Source organism: Rothia sp. HMSC065G12 (genome assembly GCF_001811455.1).
GTDB lineage: Bacteria > Actinomycetota > Actinomycetes > Actinomycetales > Micrococcaceae > Rothia > Rothia dentocariosa.
The window spans coordinates 91668-115437 of the sequence record NZ_KV804818.1 but is presented as its reverse complement, the minus strand read 5'-3'; the positions used below and the strand labels follow the sequence as shown (position 1 = coordinate 115437).

The 23770-nt window shown below is 50.5% G+C and carries 17 protein-coding genes; 10 read left to right on the top strand and 7 right to left on the bottom strand.

The genetic code is table 11. From position 1 onward, the window contains the following. The first annotated feature begins 250 nt into the window (after nt 1-250). The 7 genes from HMPREF2804_RS11425 to HMPREF2804_RS09465 all read left to right on the top strand — a co-directional run bounded on the left by HMPREF2804_RS11425 (nt 251) and on the right by HMPREF2804_RS09465 (nt 12395). A complete protein-coding gene (locus tag HMPREF2804_RS11425) occupies nt 251-376 on the top strand; it encodes a hypothetical protein (protein ID WP_256388194.1) in 126 nt (41 codons plus the stop codon). A 56-nt stretch (nt 377-432) separates the two neighbouring features. Next, nucleotides 433-588, top strand: coding sequence for a plantaricin C family lantibiotic (locus HMPREF2804_RS11470; protein ID WP_080556864.1), 156 nt, complete (start codon nt 433-435; stop codon nt 586-588). Nucleotides 589-863: 275 nt separating this feature from the next. Continuing rightward, a complete protein-coding gene (lanM, locus tag HMPREF2804_RS09490) occupies nt 864-3725 on the top strand; it encodes a type 2 lanthipeptide synthetase LanM (protein WP_083308371.1) in 2862 nt (953 codons plus the stop codon). Nucleotides 3726-3736: 11 nt separating this feature from the next. Next, complete coding sequence (locus HMPREF2804_RS09485) at nt 3737-5908, top strand: peptidase domain-containing ABC transporter (RefSeq protein ID WP_070628122.1); 2172 nt, start codon at nt 3737-3739, stop codon at nt 5906-5908. A gap of 1006 nt (nt 5909-6914) precedes the next feature. After that, a complete protein-coding gene (locus HMPREF2804_RS09475) occupies nt 6915-7097 on the top strand; it encodes a hypothetical protein (protein WP_070628118.1) in 183 nt (60 codons plus the stop codon). A gap of 41 nt (nt 7098-7138) precedes the next feature. After that, on the top strand, nt 7139-10180 hold the full coding sequence (gene lanM, locus HMPREF2804_RS09470; protein WP_070628116.1) for a type 2 lanthipeptide synthetase LanM: 3042 nt from the start codon (nt 7139-7141) through the stop codon (nt 10178-10180). Nucleotide 10181: 1 nt separating this feature from the next. After that, nucleotides 10182-12395, top strand: a complete 2214-nt coding sequence (locus tag HMPREF2804_RS09465) for a peptidase domain-containing ABC transporter (protein WP_048754635.1) — start codon at nt 10182-10184, stop codon at nt 12393-12395. Between the two features lie 96 nt (nt 12396-12491). Here HMPREF2804_RS09465 and HMPREF2804_RS09460 read toward each other — a convergent pair whose 3' ends face one another. Both HMPREF2804_RS09460 and HMPREF2804_RS09455 read right to left on the bottom strand, forming a co-directional pair. Beyond that, nucleotides 12492-13001 (bottom strand): LURP-one-related/scramblase family protein, encoded by a 510-nt coding sequence (locus HMPREF2804_RS09460; RefSeq protein WP_070628115.1) that lies wholly within the window; start codon nt 12999-13001, stop codon nt 12492-12494. A 41-nt stretch (nt 13002-13042) separates the two neighbouring features. Continuing rightward, nucleotides 13043-13270 carry a hypothetical protein gene (locus HMPREF2804_RS09455; protein WP_070628113.1) on the bottom strand — a complete coding sequence of 76 codons (228 nt, stop codon included), beginning with the start codon at nt 13268-13270 and terminating at the stop codon, nt 13043-13045. 543 nt (nt 13271-13813) lie between these two features. On the opposite strand from HMPREF2804_RS09455, the gene HMPREF2804_RS09450 reads away from it, so the two are divergent. Further along, nucleotides 13814-14524, top strand: a complete 711-nt coding sequence (locus tag HMPREF2804_RS09450; RefSeq protein ID WP_168160758.1) for a YiiX/YebB-like N1pC/P60 family cysteine hydrolase — start codon at nt 13814-13816, stop codon at nt 14522-14524. Nucleotides 14525-14532: 8 nt separating this feature from the next. Then, nucleotides 14533-15774, top strand: a complete 1242-nt coding sequence (locus HMPREF2804_RS09445) for a hypothetical protein (RefSeq protein ID WP_070628111.1) — start codon at nt 14533-14535, stop codon at nt 15772-15774. A 130-nt stretch (nt 15775-15904) separates the two neighbouring features. Here HMPREF2804_RS09445 and HMPREF2804_RS09440 read toward each other — a convergent pair whose 3' ends face one another. The 3 genes from HMPREF2804_RS09440 to HMPREF2804_RS11420 all read right to left on the bottom strand — a co-directional run bounded on the left by HMPREF2804_RS09440 (nt 15905) and on the right by HMPREF2804_RS11420 (nt 17862). After that, nucleotides 15905-16645, bottom strand: coding sequence for a lytic transglycosylase domain-containing protein (locus HMPREF2804_RS09440; RefSeq protein ID WP_070628109.1), 741 nt, complete (start codon nt 16643-16645; stop codon nt 15905-15907). Nucleotides 16646-16791: 146 nt separating this feature from the next. Further along, entirely contained in the window at nt 16792-17535 is a 744-nt protein-coding gene (locus HMPREF2804_RS09435) for a hypothetical protein (protein WP_013398305.1), read from the bottom strand. 198 nt (nt 17536-17733) lie between these two features. After that, nucleotides 17734-17862 carry a cupredoxin domain-containing protein gene (locus tag HMPREF2804_RS11420; protein WP_013398306.1) on the bottom strand — a complete coding sequence of 43 codons (129 nt, stop codon included), beginning with the start codon at nt 17860-17862 and terminating at the stop codon, nt 17734-17736. 366 nt (nt 17863-18228) lie between these two features. Here HMPREF2804_RS11420 and HMPREF2804_RS11190 point away from each other — a divergent pair, with 366 nt between their 5' ends. Further along, on the top strand, nt 18229-18369 hold the full coding sequence (locus HMPREF2804_RS11190; RefSeq protein ID WP_210399319.1) for a hypothetical protein: 141 nt from the start codon (nt 18229-18231) through the stop codon (nt 18367-18369). Between the two features lie 321 nt (nt 18370-18690). On the opposite strand, the gene HMPREF2804_RS09430 is transcribed toward HMPREF2804_RS11190, so the two are convergent. Together HMPREF2804_RS09430 and lanM (HMPREF2804_RS09425) are read right to left on the bottom strand one after the other, a co-directional pair. Continuing rightward, on the bottom strand, nt 18691-20814 hold the full coding sequence (locus HMPREF2804_RS09430; RefSeq protein ID WP_013398308.1) for a peptidase domain-containing ABC transporter: 2124 nt from the start codon (nt 20812-20814) through the stop codon (nt 18691-18693). Further along, entirely contained in the window at nt 20799-23702 is a 2904-nt protein-coding gene (lanM, locus tag HMPREF2804_RS09425; RefSeq protein ID WP_070628107.1) for a type 2 lanthipeptide synthetase LanM, read from the bottom strand. Before lanM (HMPREF2804_RS09425) ends, HMPREF2804_RS09430 begins: the two co-directional genes overlap by 16 nt. Nucleotides 23703-23770: the final 68 nt, after the last annotated feature.

Sequence of the window (23770 nt, the reverse complement as noted above, 5' to 3'; positions counted from 1 at the left end):
AAAATAATTATTTATTTATATAATCTTAAATTACTTTAAGTGGTTGTTATTCTTGACTGTGTGCTTCCGGGTTTGTTAGGTTTAAATTGTCAGTAAGCTTTGGAGCTGTGTGAAGCTTCTAGAGTGGATTGGCAAGCTAGGAGGGCTGTATAAATGTTGTTCATGTGTACCTAGTTTTGTAAAATTAATGATGCTTACATGTGAAGGACATATTGCCCTAAAAATTTTAAGGAATTCTGGAGGAGTTTTTATGGATAAGGATACTGTTCTTTTGGAGGAGCTTGCTGGGCAGGAGATTGCTCAGATTAGTGGTGGTGTGGATAATATAGATTTCGGTTTCTGGCACGCATTGGAGAACATATATCGCGTTTTTTAGTTAGTTTGTGAAATGTGAATCATAGCTATTTTTGACGAAAGAAAGGAAGATTTACAATGCCTCAGGATATAACTCTGTTGGAAGAAATATCTGAACAGGATCTCTCTCAGGTAAATGGTGGTACTGCTTTCCCTGGATGGTATAGCAAGGTAATCGGTAATCGAGGTCGCGTATGTACTGTCACAGTGGAGTGCATGTCCGTGTGTCAGTAATGTAACTTTGTGCAAGTTGTTGTCATTGTTGCTGTTTATTTTTATATAGTTTTTACTATATATAGTTATAAGAAAAGCGTCATACTTTGGTGAGCATCTTAAGCGAAGTCGGTGGGTAAAGGAGAATATGGGTGTTAGTCAGGAAATTTCTTCCTGAGCTGGATGATAATCAATTTCAGCAATTAGTATCAAATATATTGAATACTTCCCTATTGGAGGAATTGGAGACTACCTCAAGGCCTGAGCCTATCGTACTGTTACCGACTCCAGCGTCTATGACGCTGGGGTCGGTTTCTGAGTCTTTTATGTTCCAGGCCCTATTCATGAACTTGATGGCGCATGAGGACGAGCATATGTGTCAGATCGTTCAAAAATTTGCCTATGCTAACGCAAAACACATCGATGGTCTCACTGAACAGCTTATGGGTGCTCTCAGGGGGCGACTGCTCAATTTCTATCTACGCCCACTGGTAGCTCATGTCAAAAAAATCTCTGCGCAAGGACTTTTACACGGAGAAACCCCTGAAGAACGGTATGAAGACTATTGTCGTCGCTGGTATGAAGATTTTCAGGACGACTTTTATGCCATTTATCCGCTCCTTCAGCATGTTCATACGACGATCGTAGATCAGTTTTACATAGCAGTGTCGGAGATTTTTGAGCGGGTCCAAACTCATGAGAGTGATATACGAAAACTTCTCGGTGTCACAGATGATGACCCTCTGAAGCTAGAGTCTCTTGTGCTAGCTGGCGACCATCATAATGGTGGGCGTACCGGCTGCGTGCTGGTATTCCAGCAAGGAACTGTAGTGTATAAGCCCCGCAGTATCGAAGGTGAGCAAGCATATTACAACATCATCCAGAAGCTCGCTGAGTATGGTGCCCCCGCTATGCGTGCCGCCCGGGTAGCGGTCGGTAATGGGTACGGGTTCATGGAATTTATCGAACGGGAAGAAGTCGATTTCTCATCAGAGGATTTCCTGGAGTCTTCCGGTCGACTTGCGGCCTTACTGTATGCGCTTCAGACTAAGGACATGCATGAAGAGAACCTTGTCCCTCTATCAGAGGGACCTGTTCCTGTTGATCTTGAAACTATGCTTCATCCAATTCATACAGCAGCTGACGACGATCCAGTTATTCCTGCTGATAGCGCTTTTTTGTATAAACTTCGGGGGATATCAACTAGCGCATTACTTCCTACTCGCCTCATGCGAAGTGATCCCTCCCAAGGGTATGTAGATATCGGTTTTATTCAAGGTGAACAGGGCGTTAACCCGTTTGCTGGGATGAGTGTTGAACGCCCTTTTAGAGATGATGCTGTGGTTCGATTTGTACGGGAATCAGTCCCTGAAGATACTGGTAACACGAGTGAAGCGGGATCTGATGAGCTAGAGCAGCAACGTAATTTACACGCAGCTCGAGCTTATTTCTTTGCCCGCGGATTTGCTCAGATGTATCGGTGGATTTGTGAAAACCGCTATACCGTCTTGGAAGCTGTCCGCGCCGAATGCACAGGAATAATACTTCGTGCCGTCCTGCAGCCAACCATGTATTACAGTCAGCTGGTACGGATGTTGGGCAGCCCCGAGGCGCTTGCTTCTCAGGATGTTTTCAAAACCATTATATTCCGAACTGCTGCTTTTGCCCCCAACCGCCCGTTGAAAATCATTATCGCTGAGGCTGAGTCGCTCTCGCGGTTAGACGTTCCTTTCTTCACACACCGGACAGACTTGTCTGATATCCTCTCTCCTCATGAAACTGCTGCAACTGGAGTGAGTGTTCAAAAAAATGCTCTTGAAGAGACCCTGAGTCACATTACCGATATGAATGAGGCGGATTTAGAGGACCAGCTGAATCAAATTTGGAATGCTTTCGTGTCCCCATATCCGGCTAATACTCTAGTTTCACAACCTGCGGATGCGTGGCGGGGGCGGGACAATTTACAAAGTGAGCGAGATTTTAGTTCCACGGTCGCCGATTATTTGGCAATTCGTTTGTATCCTGGGCTTGCTGAAGAAAGCCCTTGGACATGGGCAGCGCCTGTTCCGGGTACTCAGCAGCAACATACCGGAGCCTGGGATACTGCTGTATTGGGGCTGGATCTTTATAGCGGTTCCATTGGTCCTGCATTATCCTTGGCGCAAGCAGCACATACTCTAGAAAATGAGGAATATGCTCAAGCAGCGTATCGTGTGTTCGATCCGATAGCAGACGTTGTCTTCTCGGAAGATATGTCGTTTGAACTGCCTGACGAGATGCGTGATACAGCCTTCATGGGCGAACCCGGTATTGCTTTTGCGCTTGCCGGTGCTGCCGAGTGTTTGAATGATCCCCGCTTGAAGGAAGCCGCTGCTGTGTTGGGGAACCGGATTGCTGAGCGTTTGGCGCAGGCAGAGCATCCGAGTCCGGATTATCTCACCGGGCAGGTAGGTGCGGCAGCCTTGCTGCTGGGATACGACCTCGCGGATGATCGGGAAGCGCTGCTGGGCGTACTGGATCGGCACGCCCAAGACATCATCGCGGGTCGTGTCGAGGAGGAATGGTGGTCTCATAGCGGGTTCGCCCACGGTATCAGCGCCTCCATCTTCGCGTTGAGCCGGTGGAGTCGGCATATGCCCTCCAAAGAGCGCGCCCAGCATGCGGTCAAGAACCTGCTAGATCGCCTGCGCGAATTCGATAACGGGGAAAGCTGGGAATCACAGATCTCCGGGCAGGGTAGTCGGAACGGTGTGTGGTGCCATGGTACCGCCGGTATTTCCCTAGCCTTGGCGGCGGTACAGGTGTGGATGCCCGGGCTTTCCACCCGTGCCGATCTTGAGCGTGCTGTACACCATGCCCTGCATGAGGGGACCGGTCGTAACCTCACCTATTGCCACGGTGATTTAGGTACTCTGGATATTCTCGAATGGGTCGTCAATCATGTTCCCGATCTGCCTGATGCCGAAAAAATCCGGGACATCCTAGCCAACGGGTACAGTACCTCTCTGCTACAGGAAACCCTAGAGGATAAGTCCGTGCGCTACTCTTTGACCCCATCGTACATGGTGGGTACCTCCGGTGTGCTGTCTTGGCTGTCTCGCCGTATCGGTGGCACCCGGTTGTATACTCCGACTATTCCCGATTCCACTGAAGCATAGGGCATCAAGTCATGGCTTTTCCTGCTGTTTTGCAGACCGCCCAGACCGAGTGCGGTCTGGGCGTGAGTGCTTCCATTCTGCAGCATTATGGACGTTATCAGACGGTCTCAGACTTGCGTCTGGCTATGGAACCCGGTCGTGAAGGGCTGAACCTCCTGCAGGTGAGCAACCTTCTCACGGATGAAGGTATGGAGGTCGGCGCCTATCGGGCAAGCTCGTTGGAGCAGCTTCGGGATATCGGCAAGCCGGTGATTCTGCACTGGAATAATTCGCATTATGTGGTGCTGGTGCGGATGCGTCATGACCGGGTGCAGATTATGGATCCTGGGCAGGGTTTGCGAACGATTAGTCTTGAGGAGGCTGAGAGCTCCTTCTCCGGCAGCGTGCTGGTGCCGACTCCGCGGGATGATTTCGAGAAAAAATCCCGGAACGTTTTCAAAGACTGGCAGTTCCATACATTCTTTACGAAGCAGATGTTTGGCCAGTATGCGCTTTTCATCCTGTTACTTGCGATCACCTATAGCGTGACCTTTGCGGTACCGATGGTGATTCAGCATGTGGTGGATGCTCAGCTGAAGGGCGAAGAGAATGTTGTGGTCGGCATCACCGCCGGTGTTATTGCCGGTATTGCCGGGTATTACCTGGTATCGATTGCGCGTGCCGCAACGTTGGCGAGTATCGTCTCATCCATTGGGTATAAGCTTCTGGGGGACCTTTTTGCCAGACTTCTCAAGTTGCCGTTGACGTATTTTGCGCTCCGCTCACCGGGCGATATTCTCTACCGGTTAGCGAGCGTGAATATTCTGCGCGACTTCCTGTCGTCAAACCTGACCGAGTTCGTCATCAATATCGGCACGATGATCGTGATCCTTATTTTCATTGCCCAGCAGTCCGGTGTGGTTCTACTCATTACCTGCGGGGTCCTGTCCGTGCTGGTCGTGATCTGGATTGTAACGGCGCGTCCCACCTCCCAGGCGCTCGATGCTGAGTATTCGCATGCTTCTGAAACTCAGGTGATTGAGCTAGATGCCATTAACACCGTAGCGACGATGAAGATGACAGGCTCGGCAACTTCGACCTTTGGTAAGTGGCGTGAAACGTATCTACGGTCGTTGGCGTCGATGCGCCGTCGCATGGTGCTGCAGCAGGGCGTGCTTGGGTCTGCCGCAGCCGTCGTGCAGCTGGGTGGCCCGCTGATTCTGTTGCTGTCATCGCTGCCGCTGGTTAATAACGGAACGTTGACCCTGGGGCAGGCTATTGCGACCGAGGGTATTTCCGCGCTGTTGTTTTCTTCAATCTCTTCGGTGATGTTTGGCATTATGAATATCGCGGCGGTGGATCGTGCCGTCGCCCGTATTACCGATATTCAGCGGTACGAACCCGAACAGGATGAGGGAACCGTTACGGATGTAATCGACAGCGATATCGAACTAGAGGATGTCAGTTTCACGTATCCGGGTGGTATGGCTCCGGTCCTCTCGGAGGTGTCTCTAACGGTGCCGGAGGAGCAGGATATCGCGATCGTCGGTTCCTCCGGGTCTGGTAAGAGCACGCTTGCTATGTTGCTGTGCTCGCTGTACACCCCGGTTTCGGGTGCTATTCGTGTAGGCGGAATCGATATTCGTGATTACTCGCTGGATGCTCTGCGTTCCCATATTGGGTATGTGCCTCAACAGCTGCAAACCAGGACGGGAAGTCTCTACGATAACCTCACGGCGGGTCTGGATGACGGGCGTAGCCGTGAGGAGATCGAAGCCAATATCTACGCTATGGGCATCCTGGATTTTGTGAAGGATCTGCCACTGGGGTTCGACACGATTATGGCTAACGGGGGCGAAAACTTCTCGGGTGGTCAACGTCAACGCATCGCGATTGCTACCGCCCTGCTGCGGTATCCACGGATTTTAGTGCTGGACGAGGCGACCAGCGCTTTGGATACCACAACCGAACGGCAGGTGACGGAACTCATCGCGCAGTATCAGTGCACGAAGGTCGTAGTGGCGCATAGGCTTTCGACAATTCGCAATGCCCAGCAGATCGTGGTGATGGAACACGGATGCGTGATGCAGGTCGGCTCCCATGAGGAACTGATCTCGGTGGAAGGCCGGTACCGGGATTTGTACTACCAAGAAGAAAAAAGCAGCCACGAGGAGTACGAGTACACATCACCAATAGCCGCATAGACGATCTCTTATAGTCGACCCTGGGGTTTGGGAAAGTCGTTATGGATATGCGTGGCGGCTTGCACGAGTAAATAACCTGAGCCGTAGAGCAACCGAAAAACGTGGATGCTGTCGCACAAGCGTGCTGCCTGGGCGACAGCATCCAAATTTTTTTGGTGCTTCTTCAAAAACCAGCGCGGCAAGTTCCCCTCAAACCGCATAATATTTCACCCATAAAGTTTAAATTTCTAAGCAACAATACTCAGATTTCTCGGGAATTTTTAATGGTTTTGTTATCTTAAAAATGATACCAAACCGTTACAAAAACTTTTTCAAAATTATTTATCTAATTAAAAAACAAAAGTTAAGCTAAATAATAAAATACTTTCCAAGCGTTTTATTTTCCGAGTAAATAAACCTAAACCCTTGAAATTACAGCCCAAACTCGTAATGATTATTGTTTTGAATTACGTTTAAAATGCTTGACATCAATATTATTTACCATTTTAAAGAGTGCACAATAAATTTTTGACCCCTAGAGTACATCTTGAAACACGTTTATCAAGTTGTTACTGTAGAGTCACCGATTTCAATAGAGAGAAAACCGACTCTGATAAGGACTTTTGTTCCATGACCTTGCCGCATGATGAGAATAGAAGATATATCTCACCACCCCTATATGTCGCAGCCCGCGACGAAAGTTCATAGTCAATGAAGATTTAAGGCTTTTGTTGCTTGGCACCTGTAGCACACGCGGCATCCCCACATAATTTAGATGACATAGCTCTGACAGCTTGTGTCTAATAGCTATGTTTGTAGTGCTACAGAAAATAAGTAACAAATTTTACAAACTTCCTTTCCTTGAGGCGTTAGTGCGTCGTAAGGAAGGGTAGTGGGTTCCAGGTGAATACTGTGGAAAAGCAAACACCTGGAACCCAGTCAGAGAATAGTTTGATGTCTTCAGCATCAAACTAAACACCGATAATACTATTCCTGAACGGATCAGGAATATTTAAGGAGGATAACCATGGCTAAGGATATCACGCTCCTGGAAGAGATCTCGGACCTCGACCTGGACCAGGTTAACGGCAGCGGTCACGGCGGTGGCGGCTACAGCGGTGGCGGCTACAACGGCGGCGGCAACTACTGCGGTAACGGCTGCGGCAACTACAACTTCGGCTTTGGCTTCTGGGGCGGCAGCTCTTCCTAAGTCCGGGGAATAAGTAAATACGATAGATAAGGAGATACCAGGTGTTAATCAGGGAACTTCTTCCTGAACTGGATGATGAGCAATTCCGACGCCTAGAAACGTATGTATCTAGCACTTCGTTGTTAGAACGTTTGGGTACCGCATCCAATACTCCCGACTCCGAGTCTATCGTACGGTTGTCGGCTCCGGTGCTCAAAGCACTGGGGCCGACGGCCGAACCCTCCATGTTTCACGCGCTCATCGCCCAGCTTGCCGAGAGTGAGCGTGACAATGTTGAACGTGCTGTTGCCGCATCGGGCTACGCCGCACCGTCGCGGCTTCCCCTCCTAGTTAGTCAGTTTTTGGAGAACCTGACCGCGCGTTTGACTAATTTCTACCTCAGACCGCTGGTTGCGCACATCAAAAAGATCTCTTCGCAGGGGCTTCTGCACGGGAGTACACCCGAAGAACGGTATGAAGACTACTGCCGACGTTGGGGCGAAGAATTTAGTGACGACTTTTATGCAAGCTACCCGCTTCTGCCCGGCGTTCACGGCAGGACTATTGAGCAGTTTCATGCGATGATTGCCGAAATTTTTGAGCGTGTGAGCGCTCGTGAAGATGATATTCGCGAGCTTCTTAATGTCAAAGATGACGAACCCCTCAAACTCGAATCCTTCGGTCTGCCCAGAACCCGTTACGGCGGCGGACGCGCCGGTTGCCTTCTCGAATTTACCCAGGGCATGGTGGTCTACAAATCCCGCAATGTTGAAGGCGAATGGGTCTTCTGGAAAATCGTTCAAGACCTCGCCGCGCAGGGGGCTCCTTCGATGCGTGCAGCCCGCGTGATTCGGGGTGACGGCTATGGTTTCATGGAGTTTATTAAACGTGAAGACGCAGACTTTTATGCCGAAGACTTCCTTGGGGCTTGCGGGCGGCTGGCGGCTTTGCTCTACACCCTGCAGGCTAAAGACCTGCACGCCAAGAATTTGATACCCCTGCGCACAGAACCCGTTCCGATTGACCTTGAAACGATTCTCCACCCCGTGCATATTTTGACGGAGGATATTCAGAGTCCCCCTGAAGGCAGCGTTTACCTGCGCTGGCTGCGCGGAATCGCATGCAGCGCATTTCTGCCCACCCGCCGCACACGCCGCGATATCTCGCTAGGGTTCCGTGACGTAGGCTTCCTACACGGCGAACAGGGGACGAACCCCTTCCACGAGGTAACCGTTGCAAATCCCTTCCGTGACGATGCCGTGGCACGCATCAACCGTGAACCCAGCCCAGAGAACCCGACCACGGAAGACGCGAATAACGCCGAGGAAGCTAACGCCAGCACCCCAGAGGAGCGGCGTATTTCTGAGGCAGCCCGCGCCCGCGCCTTCGCACGCGGATTCACGCAGATGTACCGGTGGGTTTGCGAGCACCGCGAAATCATGACCGAGGTGGTCCGCACGAATTGCTCCGGGCTGACGCTGCGTGCCCTGCTGCAATCCACCAGGTACTACACCCGAATCCTCAAAATGCTCAGCAGCCCCGAAGCGCTGGCCTCCGAAGAAGTCTTCGCCACGATCGCGCTGCGCGCCGCAACGCTGAGCAATAACCGCCCCCTTGAGATGATCGGGGCCGAAGTAGAAGCCCTCTGGCGGTTCGACATTCCCTTTTTCATGCATCGCACAGATGGCTCCGAGATCATATCTTTCGACGGGCACGCCGTAGGACTGACCATCGACAGCAGCGCGCTCGATGAAACCCTGGAGCATATTGCCTCTCTCGGTGAAGACGACCTTGAAGAGCAGATGCAGCAGATCTGGTCAGCTTTCGTATCACTCTACCCGCCGGATCGCATACTCGCGGACGCATCGGCAGAGCTACTGTCAAACAGGCAGAGTGTGCAGCATGAACGAGAACTCTGCGAGAGCATTGCCGACCGGCTAACAGCGACGAACCACCCGGGCGGCAGAGAGGAAGACGCCTGGACCTGGCTGGCACCCACCCCCGGCCTGTGGCAGCAGCACCTTAGCCTGTGGAACACCGAAGTCCTCGGCATAGACCTATACACCGGCTCAACCGGGGCTGCACTCGCCCTCACCCAGGCCGCGCGGATGCTCGAAAAACCGGAATACACGCAGACGGCCCGTCGGGTACTAGACCCCATCGCGCAAGACGTCTTCGCTGGCAGGCTTTTCAGCATTCCCCCCGAAACCTGTGACGGCATATCCTGCGGCGAAACAGGCATCGCCTTCGTGCTCGCCGCCGCCGCAGAAAACCTTCAGGATACCCGTTTTGCTGAGGCGGCCGTCAAGGTTGGCGACCGCACCGCCGCGCGCCTGGCGCAGGTTGAGCATCCTATGCCCGGGTACCTGGACCACCAGGTAGGGGCTGCCGCCCTGCTCCTGGGTTATAACCTCGCCACCGACCGCGCGGCTCTGCTGGCGGTATTAGACAGGCACGCCCAAGACATTATCGCCGGCATGACAGAAGAAAACTGGTGGCACCGCAGCGGATTCGCCTACGGAATCAGCGGATCAATCTTCGCGCTCGCCCGCTGGAACCACCAGACGCCCTCACCCGAACGTGCTCGCGAAGCCGTCGAAATTCTTTTGCGCCGCCTTAACGACTTCAACACCGGGGACGAATGGCGGGCCCAGCTCACCGAGCATGACAGCGGCGAAGAGCATGCCAGCGGCACCTGGTGCTCCGGCAGCGCGGGCATCGCCCTCGCGTTCGCGGCACTGCACCTGTGGATGCCCGAACTCGCCAACCCCACCGACCTCGACCGCGCGGTACAGCATGCGTTCCGCACCGGCACCCGAAGCAACCTCACCCTATGTCACGGCGACTTCGGCACCCTGGATGTGCTCGCCTGGATAGCCGACCGAATCCCCGACGTGCCATGTGCAGAGGCTATCCGGGACGCCATAGAGAACGGTTACAGCGCATCGGATATTCGGGCAATCCTCGACGATAAATCCGTGCGCTACTCGCTGACTCCCTCGTTCATGGTCGGTACCTCCGGCGTGCTGTCCTGGCTGGCTCGCCGGGCAGACAATGCTCGCCCTTACAGCCCTCTTATCCCCGAGCCGTTCGAGGTTCGATAGTATGGGTTTTCCTGCTGTTCTTCAGGCGGCGAAGACCGAATGCGGGCTGGGCGTAGGGGCGTCCGTCCTGCAGCACTACGGGCGCTATCAGACTATTTCAGACCTTCGCCTGATTGCCGAACCCGGTCGTGAAGGCCTCTCGATGCGCCAAGTGCGCGACCTTCTCGTCGAGGAAGGTATGGAGGTCAAAGCCTTCAGGGCGCCCTCTCTCGAACATCTTCGAGATATTGGCAAGCCGGTCATTCTGCACTGGAACAATTCCCATTACGTGGTTTTGGTGCGCATCCGTAAGGATCGCGTGCATATTATGGATCCCTCCACGGGAATGCGGGTGATGGACCTTCAGGAGGCTGAAGAGTCTTTTTCCGGCAGTATTCTGGTGCCATCTCCGCGGAAAGATTTCAAAAAGAAATCCCGCAGTGTCTTTCAAGATTGGCAGCTGGGCACCTTCTTCACGAAGAAAATGTTCGGCCAGTACGCGCTGTTCCTGCTGCTTCTCATCATCACCTACAGCGTTACCTTTGCCGTGCCCATGGTGATCCAAACCGTGGTGGATGCGCAGCTCAGGGGTGCAAGAAACACCGTCGTGGAAACAACGGTCGGTGTGGTAGTCGGTGTTATTGGCTACTACCTGGTTTCCATTGCGCGCGCCGCAACGCTGGCGAGTATCGTCTCGTCCATCGGATATAAGCTCTTGGGCAATATGTTCGACAGGCTGCTGAGGCTGCCGCTGACCTATTTCGCGCTGCGTTCCCCGGGCGATATTCTCTACCGTCTCTCAAGCGTGAACACGCTGCGCAACTTCCTGTCTACAAGCCTGACCGAGTTCGTGATTAACATCGGCACGATGATCGTGATTCTCATCTTTATTGCCCAGCAATCGAGCCAGGTTTTGGTAATCACCTTCGTGGTTCTTGCCGTGCTGATGCTGATCTGGTTCGTCACGGCGCGCCCCACCTCCCAGGCGCTCGACGCCGAGTATGCGCACGCCTCCGAAGCGCAGGTGGTTGAGCTTGACGCCATCAACACCATTGCAGCCATGAAGATGACGGGTTCTTCAACGCCCACCTATAACACCTGGCGCGAAGCCTATATGCAGTCGCTGGCGTCAATGCGCCGCCGCATGGTGCTGCAGCAGGGTGTGCTCGGGTCTGCCGCATCCGTGGTGCAGTTGGGCGGTCCTCTGATTCTGTTGTTGGCGTCGATACCGCTGGTGAATGATGGAACGCTCACGCTCGGTCAGGCTATTGCGACCGAGGGTATTTCTGCGCTGCTGTTTTCGTCGGTCGCTTCGACGATGTTCGGCATTATGAGCATTATCGCGGTGGATCGCGCGGTTGCGCGTATCGTGGATATTCAGCGTTATGAACCGGAGAAGAGCACGGGATCTGTCACCGATATTGCTGATGGCGACCTTGACCTTGAGAACGTGAATTTTACGTATCCGGGTGGTAATAAGCCCGTGCTGACGGACATCTCGCTGCGCGTGCCGGAGGGCCACGATGTTGCTCTCGTGGGTTCGTCGGGTTCGGGCAAGAGTACCTTGGCTAAGCTGTTGTGTTCGTTGTACAGCCCGGTTTCTGGCACGATTCGTGTGGGCGGAATCGATGTTAAAGATTATTCTTTGGACGAGTTACGTTCCCATATCGGGTATGTGCCGCAGCAGCTGCAAACCAGGTCGGGAAGTCTGTACGATAACCTCACGGCGGGGCTGGATGACGGGCGTAGCCGTGAAGAAATCGAAGAGAGTATTCTCGCGATGGGCATCCTGGATTTTGTGAAGGATTTGCCGATGGGGTTCGATACGATCATGGCGAGCGGCGGCGAAAATTTCTCAGGCGGTCAGCGTCAACGCATCGCGATTGTCACGGCCCTGTTGCGGTACCCGCGCATTTTGGTTTTGGATGAGGCGACCAGTGCGCTTGATACCGCGACCGAGCGACAGGTGACGGAGCTGATTGCGCAGTATCAGTGTACGAAGGTTGTGGTGGCGCACAGGCTTTCGACGGTGCGCAATGCCGAGAATATAGTGGTCATGGAGGATGGGCGCATTATCCAGAGCGGACGCCACGATGATCTGATGATGGTTGAGGGCCGTTACCGGGAGCTTTATTCTCAGGAAGAGCAGAGCAGTCAGGCGGGATACATTTGGGCACAGTGGCCCCCCACGAAGGTTTCTCGCCACGGCTTCGGTTTAGGAATGTTCACCTCGTAGCGGATGCGCGGTGCACGCGGGGGTTCTGTGCGAGTGTTTCAACAGCTCGCTCCCACGTGCAAACTATCGTTCCCACTTGGCGGTTTGGAGGGTGAATTACCCGACGACAGGAACCGCGTAGTTGCGCCTGCCGCCGATGTAGTGGGAGAGTACTATGAATGATCCGAGCGTGACATCGTGGAATGCTTCGTCCATGATGTCAATAATATAACCGTATTTAACTCCGAGTCCTGGGCGGGTTATCTTTGCTACCACCTGATCTTCTCGGTGAATCTCGAACCCTTTGACCCATGCGCTTCCATCCATGATGAACTCCGCATCGGAGGTTTTAACGCTGAACTTTGGGCGGAAGGGTTTCCAATCAGTGTATTTCACGGTGGCTGCGGTGCTACCGTCTGTGGGCTCGACGGTGTAGGTGTGTTTTATATCGGGTTCGCGGTGTACCGTGATGACTTTTTCTTCGGTATCTGCCTTGGTGAAGACGACGCTTTTCCCACCGAGTCGAAGCCTGCCATCGGTTTCATAGACTGGTTTGAAATCAGTGTTGAGGATGTTGTACCGGTATTCGGGGTTAACCATCTTTGACTTGGCGTAGAGAGTAGTCATAGGTTTGTGTCTTTTCGTAGAAAAATTAGTGGTCGTGGGGCTTACTTTTTCTGCGCGGAAGATTTTTTGTGTTCGCGGTACATCATCCAGAACCCGCAGACGATAAGAACCGCGCCGAGTATAAAAGAAGTCGTGAGATCGAGCGGTAATATACGACCGTCACCAATACGGGGTAGCGCTAAAACGAAAGTTGCTAGGGCAAAGACCCAGAGCGAAGACGGAATTTCTTTACGTTTTGGATGTTTATCTTGGTGATCATTCTGCGCCATGTTCGCTCCTCTCATAGGTTGCCGACTAGGGGTTACGACATGTTGAGAGAATACGCTCACTAAAACATTATACTGTTCAAATTTATAGAGAACAAGCAATTTATGCATCATTTATATTCATTGTTGTGCATAAAATATGTTCATTTATCGACTGTTTATAAAGATTGTCTGTACGTGTATTCAGTGGCTGATTGTCTTTATATGCGTGCTAGGTAGGGGTCGTCTGGGGGAGGGCTATCTCTAATAGGTAACTCTCAGTGATATTTATTTTAATGTTTACCCTGAGAAACTTTATCAAAATGTTATCTCATAGGTAATTTACGTTGCTCGTAGAAGATGTTAGCGTAAGAAACATAGTAAAAGTTGAATATAGTTCACTTATATTTAAATATAGTGTGTAGGTGATAAAAAACATTATTAAATTCCCTTTGTTTTCAGTGCTTGGTTGCTCTAGTATGTGAAGGAAAAGAAATGAAACAGGTTAATAATATTTTAATTTTTTCGTCTGCTGTCGTTCTAGTTCTATCAGGAGCTACACCTCCCGTGTACGCAGGAACTACAGAATCTCAAGATTTTGATGAGATCGTCTCTAGCGCTGGTTTGGATCCCTCCCAGGAGCGTGACCGCGCCTTGATCAAACAGGGTCTTGAAAAGGCAGCGCAGGAACGAAATGTTAGCTACGATACTGCGGTATCACAGGTGGCTCAAGAATCACGAGAGCATGATCAGGCTGATAACAGTTCGGGCGATAACGGGGGTGCCCTGGTTCCTCAGATTGTAAGCAGTAGTTCGGACGGCGACGGTCATAAAGTTGCTATGGGACGAGCAAGGTATAGGGGAGATGTTTTTTACTCTTCCAATAGTACATTGGGTTATGAACATGGGCACAATGGTATCTACGTTTCTAAAGATGAGTACATAGAGGCTACTACACCTGAGGTGCATCGTGTCGACTCTGAGTCTGAAGATGCGCCAGCTCCTGCTCATAAGTATTATGTGGGTGATGACGCAGACAGTTCTGAGAAAGATAAAGCTGCTGCTTTTGCCGAGGAACAGGTTGGTAAAGGATACAACTGGATATTTTTCGTTAATAAGTCGGTAAACTCAGACAACTATAACTGCTCGCAGTTAGTGTGGGCTTCATATAAGAGTGCAGACTCCAACATAGATCTTGATGCCGATGGTGGGTCAGGTGTATACCCGAAAGATATTGCTGATTCTCCATTGACGCATGAATACGAGACTAAGGAGTAGGCTTTCATATGGGGACTAGGGAAAAGATAACGGCAGCTTATCCGGGTACAAAGTTTGCCGCCCTCGGGGTGTTGCTCGCGTTATGTCTTACGACGTGTGGCACACCGAAGGCACAAGAGTCTAAGAGTCCGGAAGAGTCGTTGAAGAATAGCGCCCTAGCGGTCTCCGTTGCTGGTGACTACCGAGAAAGCAAGGACCCTGGAGGAGGTGTGGGCTTCTACGATCCGCACACCAACTCGTGGACTAAGCTATCAAACGAAGGCTCTCAGACCTCAGAAATTGACTACTATAACAACAAGCTATATTTCGGGGATAAAAAGAAGGATTATATTTTAGGAGACTCACTTCAAGGTTATGACAGGAATTACGAGTCTGTTTATAACGATGAAGTGTGGGGCTTGGATAATGGTGGGTTTGTAGCGGTCAAAAATATTGGCTATACCGAAGATAAAACCTCCTATATTTATAAAATAGTCACCCATGATGGGCAGAATACCGAAGTTCATACCTCGAATCGTAGTATTAGGAAGCCTGCGCGGTGCGCTAATGGCAGTGTATGGACTGTCAATAAAGAATCAAGTAATTCTCTTGGGCAGAAAGAGAACCAAGGAGACACAAAAGAGAAAAACGAACCGACTAAGCTGATTCGCCTATACCCCAACTTTTCCGATAATCCTGTCACCGAACATACGCTTTCTCTTCCAGAGGAGGGGATGGATGGTATCACGTGTGTTGGGAATAAAGTCGTTAGCATAAGGGATACCTATCCTCCCGGCAGCGACCCGCAGAGGAGCAGCTCAAAAGATGTTACGGGATCGGTTCTTGAGGTATTCGATACAGATACCGGCCAGGCATATGAAGTTCCTATAAGCGGTGACCATGCAGTGCGCGTGAACCATGACATGTGGGAGTCGAAGCAGGGGCGTTACCGTGCAATCGGTCGCGAAATATGGTGGCAGTCGGGCGATGGGACTATTATTTCTACAGATGTAGAAACCGGGAAAAATACCCGCCATTTCACCCTTAAAGACTATAAGAGGTCGAAAGATCAGGGTCTCTTTTATTGGTCTGATAACTACCTCTACAACATAAACTCAACGGACAATAAGGATACTCTGCGTATATACAGTCTTCACGAGAATAAGCTGATTAAAGAAAAAGAACTCCCCGACATGAAATCCATCTTGTCAAAGCATCAATTTACGTATGCCATGGTGGTCACAAACGAGGAAGAGCTTCTCAAGCTATAAAAATAAGAAGGCTTATCCATAGGGTCTGTGAGCCCAGAAACCCTGCCTTCGCGCGCCGCAGGTACTTTAGCCTAAGCCTGCTGGGCGGCGGAATTCTTCCGCAAAATCTATGAATAAAACTCTTGCGGTTTTAGCATTCCTTAGACCCGGCGCGCGAAGACGGCACGACAGTAGGTATGGAGTCTGCGGCGAGTGCATCCGCAGCGGTGGAGTCTTGTTTGGAAGCCTGAGCTTCAATACGCACAATCTGCGACTGTTTAAACCGGTGATCCGGTGTGCAGGTCAGCTTATATTTTGTTTCGGAAAGATCGCGAATCTTCTGCACATAGTTCTGCGTCTCGGGGAAGGGTGGAATGCCCTTGTACTTCTCGACCGCGCCGGGACCAGCATTGTACCCGGCAAGCGCCAGGTCGAGCACTTCGTCGTCATTGTGGGCGTATTTGCCCAGCCGTTTCTTGAGCGATTCCAGGTAGCGGCCCTGCGCATCAATCGAATTGTGCGGATCGAGGATATCGCCGCCGTTACCCCAATCCTTCCAAGCCTCATCGGTGAACTGGGCTACGCCCCGGGCACCCGCGCTCGAAGCCGCATTGATGCGCCAGTGGCTCTCAGTTTCAAGCTGTGCCGCGATCACACCCGGGCGGATATTCGCTGTCTGCCCGGCCTTGCGGAGATCCTCGTGAACCTCTTCCGGTGCGTAGGTCAAATCGGTCATACCGCAGTAGTCGTCGTAGGTGGCGGCGAGCCCCACCACACCCGTACCCAGGAGCAGCGCAGAGGCAATAATCTGCCAATGCGCCAGCGCCCCGGCGGTCATTTTCGTGAAGATGTTCTTGTCGGATGCGGTCTTGAGTGAGCTCTTCTTCGCCATTCCTCTAGCCTAGCACCCCAGTAAGCCCGACTGGCGCGGTTTTCACGGACCGGAAAGCAAAATTCCCGTCTCCATATTGCCCCTTTATCTAAGCGCTAGTATCCGTGCAGAAACGAAGGGATAGGCAAGAACCGATATGTCAGAACCTACCGAGCCTCAATACCGTCGGGGAGGTCATCGCTGGTGAGATAGTAGCCGTTGGGCCAGATAACGCTCCAGGTGACGGCTCCGCTACCCCCTTGATCCCCCGAAGAACGCGCGACCGCGCGAACAACAAATACGCTCTGTGGCTTATCCATACCCGGAATCTTGACCTTAGCCTCGCGGTAATCCCGCACCTGAATATAGGTGCCGGGTTCGGGATAGAGCCATTTACGCGCGTACTGCTCCGCCTCCTGCATGGTCTTCAGGCGCACCTTGGAATAGTCGAATGTGCAGTCAACCTCTCCATCTGCCACCTGCTGGTAGGAGACGTCCTCCGGGCATGTAGGTTCTTTCCCCGGGGATGCGCTGGCAGACCCACTGGCACTGGGGGTGGCGCTTGTCGCATCGGCTTTATGCTGTTCCTGCCCAGCGTCAGATGAAGTACTCGGAGACGGTTTGGCGGTATTCGTCGCGGATGGTGAAGCAGATTCCGAGGGTGAATCCTGCGCCCCCTGCGACTGCTGCGGCTGTTCCGGCGCGGGTGCCGCCTGCGCGCTCTGCTCAGAAACCTGCGGGGTTTGTACCGGGGCGCTTGATACCGGCGCGGAACTTGTGGATACGCTGGGCGTCGCCGTTCTGCCGGGTGTCGCCTCGTTCCGCTGCGTGCCTTTATAGAGCAGGAACATCAGGGTCAAGAACGCCACAATCGCTAGTGCTATGAGAGCGTATTTACGGATTTTTGCCACGGAGTCTACCTCGCCATCGGTGTAAGCACTGAGGGTTTTTCTTTAATGGTATCCGTGGAAACTATAAATATGTAGGGGTTTTCCCTTCCTGAAAACGTAAAAATGCTTTTGATAGTGAAGAAAGCGTAGTCGCTAATATTTTATTACATCAAGAGCCTTTTTTTGGGCACGGGGAACCGAGTCAGGGAAGCGGAATGACTACTTATCCGTCACCTTATTCTTGCCCATCGCGCCGCGTTCCATCTCGGCAAACTGGTGGTTCACGAACGTGTACGTGCCGGATGCTGGGAACTTCATCTCAACGAACCCGCCCTGCGCTGGATCCAAATCGAGGGCCTGTGAGTGACCGCCGCTTTCCCCGTATGGGTCTCTGCCGTCCCGCAGTAGGTAGCCAGATGTGCCGCCCTGCTCATTTCCCGACCGCCCGGAAGACTAGAAGTATCGGAAAGAATAGAGGAAGCTAATATTCGTAAGGTATAGCCCGTTTACCACTCAGCCCTGTGCCGCCGAAACGCTTCAGCTCAAACAATGCATGCCCGCGTGAAAACTCGCTACGCACAACTTGCAAGTTGCATTTGAAGGTGAAGGTTTTGCTATGAAGGATCAATATGTATATCACAACGAGGCATCACGAAGGCGGAGCATGTATCTATCTCTTGCATTTGAAGTGCACCGTGGCGTAGCGCGAAAATCGTGAGAAGCTACCCCACGGTGAATCTGTACGTTTTCGGGTTGGTTCTGTGCAGCATCGACTGGGAAGGAAGCGATACAGATGTGTCGGTGGACGCCCTGCTGGGTGCGACTCTTCTAGATATGGGGGAGGGAGAGATTTAGCACAGATTCCCAGGGTGTGAGTGCAGGCTCTGCCCCTCCTACAGACCTATCTGCTACATTCTGTGATTCAATGTGCGCGCTGAAGCACAGCTGATGTAAGGATAAGCCAAAATTGTTTTCTTGACTATATTGGAGCATATTCGACAGGCTACCTGTGACACATGCTCTTACGTAGAATATATTATCGTCAGCGATTTTTATATTCAGGTTAATATATCATCGAGTCCTAAGGCTAATTTTATGGGTTACCTCACGATTTTACTAACACTTTGTTGTATCCCCAGTGAATGATCCCCACAATGACTAGAGCTCTAGAATAAATTAATAACCTTGCTCTTTATACAGCTCAGCATAAAGTTCACACTCACGCAAAAGCATATTATGATCTCCTGAGGCTATGATCTTGCCTTTATCCATGACAAAAATGCGGTCTGCTGACCGTATGGTATCCAGGCGATGAGCAATTGTTATTCGTGTCTGGCACATTCCTTCGAGAGATTTTAGAACCCGTTGTTCTGAAGCACGATCCAATCCGCTTGTTGCTTCGTCAAGAACGAGGACCTTGGGGTCTCCAAACAATGCTCGAGCTAAAGCAATGCGTTGGCGCTGTCCGCCTGAGATATTATCTCCGCCATTGGTTAAGAATGTATCGTACCCCATAGGCATACCTTCAATATCATCATTTATTGAAGCTTTCATAGCAGCATCTCGCACATCATTAAATGATACGTTTGACCTACCAAGTGCAATATTATCCCAAATTGTAGCGTTCAGAAGCTGAGAATCTTGCTCAACGTATGCAACTTGTGCACGAAATGAAGCTTCTTCATGGTAGCGAAGTGGCATCCCGTTAAAAAGTATCTGGCCATGTGTAGGGCTATATAAACCAACAATTAGTTTGGCGAGAGAGGATTTTCCGGAGCCTGAAGGCCCCACAAAAGCGACATGTTCTCCCGGTTTAATCTCAAAGTTTATTCCAGTAATTGCTAGTGGTGACAAATTAGTATACGCAAAATCAACATTCTGTAATTTAACTCGTCCTGAAAGCTCAATAGGCTTATTCCCATAAAATATTTTATCCTTACTATGCGATAGAATATCATCGATTCGCCTAGCTGAAGATATTGCAGTTCCCCACCGTGCCGCAAGTTGTGAAATTACTGTTAGCTGACTAAAAAACACTCCGCTGAGCATCTGTAGTCCTAATGCACCTCCTAAATTCATGGACTGTCCAATAGTTCCACTCAGTGCAGCTACCGTGAATACCAACGGAGAAAGCGTCTGTACGAAAGTGGCTGCAGTCTGTACCAAGCCCTCCAGAAATTCCCGTTTTTTCCTCCAACGGACCCCATTATCAAAAGGGTTTATCCACTCGTGAAAGGTTGATTCCTTAAGACCTCCTGTTTTGATGAGAGAGACTGCTGTGATTGAATCAACCTGCACCGCATTGGCTAAGGACTCGAAATGCATCTCTGCATCAGCCCATTGAGTTGTCTTTCGCCTAGCTACAACTAAGAGGAGCCACATTCCACTGAAAACTAAAATAGCGAGGCACCCGATCGGTGGAGATAACCAGAGTAAACCAATAGCAGCTGCAGTTACAGTGAGCGCTGAGCCTACCGACCGTGCGACTTCGTCAGTAAGAAAACTTTCAATCTGGTTCGTGGCATGAATACGATATAGAATCTCTCCTCGGTTTCGTAATGCGAAGTACTTGAATGGCAAATCCAGTAGAGAAGAAAACACTTTAGCTGCTAAATCACGGCCAATAGCAACTGCAGCTGAGACAGCAATTAGTACATTTATCACATTGATTAACAGTAAGGTAGCCATTACTCCTAAAAAGAGTACTAAAGCCATCATTGAGGGAGTCGATTGGTTTTCCATTAAGGAGCTAACAGCTCCAGAAACTGCAAGTGGTGACGCAAGCGTTGTCACAACAGTTGCCATCGCGAGTAGCATAAGCATAGCGATGCGACCTCGGTTAGCTCGAGCTACGGGCAAAATGCTCAACCAAGGGCTCGGCTCAGCCTTAGCTTTTTCTCGGATAAACGGAGGAGAACCAACAATAAGTATGCCGGAGAATCCACTTGAAAAGTCAGTAGCTGAGAGTTTTCTACGTCCTACGGCTGGATCCAGAATAGTAAAAGAAGAACCTACACTTTCGACCATGACGAAGTGTGATTTTTTCCAGTAGGCAATTGCAGGTGTAGGAATATCAAATATTGCTGAGTCTGGAACCTTTAAAACTCGCGGAGCAAGCCCCTGGTTGGTCAGCAAATCGCGGATCTGGCGGATGGTGAGACCATCACGGCCCACTTCGTACTTCTCCCTCGCTTCACGCAGGGTAATTGGACTACCCAGAGCCTTCATGAGCATCACACAGGCAACAAGACCGCACTCAGTCTGTGTTACCTGATGGAGCGGCTTTATGCGCCGAACCATAACGGTGACCTAAGTTCATGACGTTGAAGTTTTCCGAGGAAAGCGAGTGGGGAACCTGTTCCTACCATAAGTGACTGAGTAATGGTATGACGATTTACATCTTTAAGAGCTACCGGAAGGATGCGTTCCACGTAGTCTGCTGCTGCTTTCTTAGTCAGAGCACCAATTTCTGGATAATTTAATAACCGTGAGGCATCCAGAAGAACCCAGAAGTTCCCAATATCACCATGACAAAGACTGATATTCCCACCAAAGCATGTGTTGCGAATGCGCTCGGACTCGACTTGCAAATCAGCGTCCGTGAAGGGAGATAAATCTGTCGCATAGTGGTGTAAGATTGCATGAGCTAGATGATGCCCTGGTAACCCATGGCACCAACCCTTAGCTTCTGGTGTTCCTTCGTCACCGAATCGATAACCCCCGTCAGCAGTCTTAAACTTTGTCTCGAACGTAAGCAGTTTTTTAATGAGGCTATCTGTAGCTTCATTCTCTATTTCGAGGCCTTTAGTACGTGCCAATGCAGCGTATAATCCACATACTCCATGCGCAAATCCCGAATATTGGAGTGATGCTACGTCTAGAGCCTGCGCGCCCTGTACCAATGAGTTAACGGAGAAAGCCACCAGATCAGCAAGTGTCCCAGTTGAATCTGAATCGATGTGGGGTGAGAAAGCTAACACGATACCTGCGTATCCACTCGATACGTCCAGATCATAAAGTGTTGACTTACTTAGGCATTGTGCCAACACACGTACAGCTTTCTGATGCCCTTGTTTATCTCCAAGAAGTTCGAACACCTCCATAGCTGCCCATAGGAAAGATTCCACACCGGATTGAGCACCGTGGTGAATGTTTTCCCAATCTGTACCATTCGCTAAGTTCGCAAGAGTCTTCTGGAAGAATGATTCCCCCGCTGAAACCCATGCGGGTTCCTCAAAAATAACTCCTGAGCGTACAAGGTTGAGAGCGACACCAACGCTCCCGGAAAAGAGCTCCAAAGATAACTTGTCAACACGCCAGTACTGGAAAGCAGTATCGGATGTGCGCCCTCCAATCCAGGCCGGAGGATGCTCACCATGACCCTCCACACGGGTCTGCATAAGAGGATGTGCGAGTTCTTGAACCATCTGGTTTACATTTATATCTGATTTACTAGCTTTCACAGCTGATTCAGAAAATAGATAGTCCGTGTGTGCTGCACTTTGTGATATCTTGGCTGCGAATGACAACTGGATTAGCCATAAGTTAAGCTTGAGTTCATCCTCATTTAAGTTCTGGACGCCCTTTAACACGTGTGATAACGGTGTAGATTCAAGAACGTCCTTTACAAGAACCTGCGAATCAAAAAAAATGTCAGAGCAATCGCTCAAAAAGTGGAAACAAGGGATATCGCCCTTGATTAATTGCTCATGCTCAGATATTAAAACTTGTTCCGGGACCTGGTGACGGAATAAAGCTGTCCGCCAGAGAGCCATGGAGTGTAATTTTGGATCCTTGTGTAGATCAGGGTGGGTAGCCAGCCTCAGTGTCTCTGAATAACGTTGCGTCTGTTCAGCCACAAACCTAATATTAACCCCTTTGAACTCTTGCCTAATAACATTGCTAAGCTCCGTTTTATGTGCCATCGCCCAGACCATAAAGCTCTGGTACCCACATTGAACTAGAGCTATTTCTTCACGGGGGTCAAGAGATGGCAGGAGGGCTGGATCGGTCCTATCAAGGAATTCAAGAGAGAAATGCATCTCATCGGTTAGTGGTCGGTGAAGTACAAGAGTGGAGAAAGGAGACTTCTGTCCAGGAGTGTAGCCCAACGCACCAACATCTGTTGAGCTTTTGTCCGCTTTCTGTCCTGGTGAGTGCAGTGCACTAGGTAATAGACCTACAAATGTTGCAGTTTGGCTCAATACATACGAACTAGCAGAACTCTTCTTGGCTCCCTGTGGTGGAACTGCTGCCAGAAGGGTCTCTAAGTCAATAGGAAACGGTATATTGTTATGTAATACTATATTTTCAAAATGCATGTCAGTGGCACGGAGAAGATGTAGAAGCCCGAGTAATTCGCCCATTTTACGATATGCGTATTTTGGCGAATTCCCCTGGCGGCTCCTGATAAATTCCATCCACCCATATTCTCCCCGTTCAAGAACTCGGGCAGAGCCAAAATACAGATCTCCCTCAGAATTATTGATGTATTCCACTAGTTTGTGATATGCATACTCTTGCCGTAAAGACCGCGGTTTGTACACAACTGTGTTGTTGTCGTCAAAATGGATCATGGCAACGGCACGGCCCATATGTCGATCCCCGGACGATATATCAATATCTGTAATTCGCTGAGAAGTTACCAATCCAAGTGTCGAAAGTTTATTTGTGTCGCTTGCGTACCGTTTTAGAATTTCATTTATCTCATCGGCAAAATTACGCGCCGCTGACTGTGCCGCAACAACTGACTGAGGAAATACCTCCCTGTACTTTGCGTCTCCTTCTGGTGTGCTTAACCACTGTGCGAACTCGTGATACCTATCTTCGGATGAACCGGCGGTGAGATAATGCCTTTTGCTGCGCATAAACTCAGTTTGACTGCGAAGTACCCGAGGCTGAATAGACATAAGACAACGGTAAATCAATGAGCGTAGAAGGCTGTCCTGATTTGCTATGTAGTCACTTTTTACGACTGTCTGTTCTATGTCAATAAGCTCTTCCGAGATTAGTCGCATAGAGGCATCTCGAAATGGTATGACTGCGTCAGACATAAGTTTCATTAACTTGACCGAAGGGTGACCCGAAGGATGAGGAGAAGCTGTAGAACCGGCATATAAAGCACTCAAATCCTGGATACGCTTCCACTCAGTATCATCGGCTTCTGGGAACAATATTTGTTTTTCCATGAAACCTCCATTACTCATTTGTGTGAACTATATAGGTAAGGTGTTCGAATAACATCTTAAGATGTTAT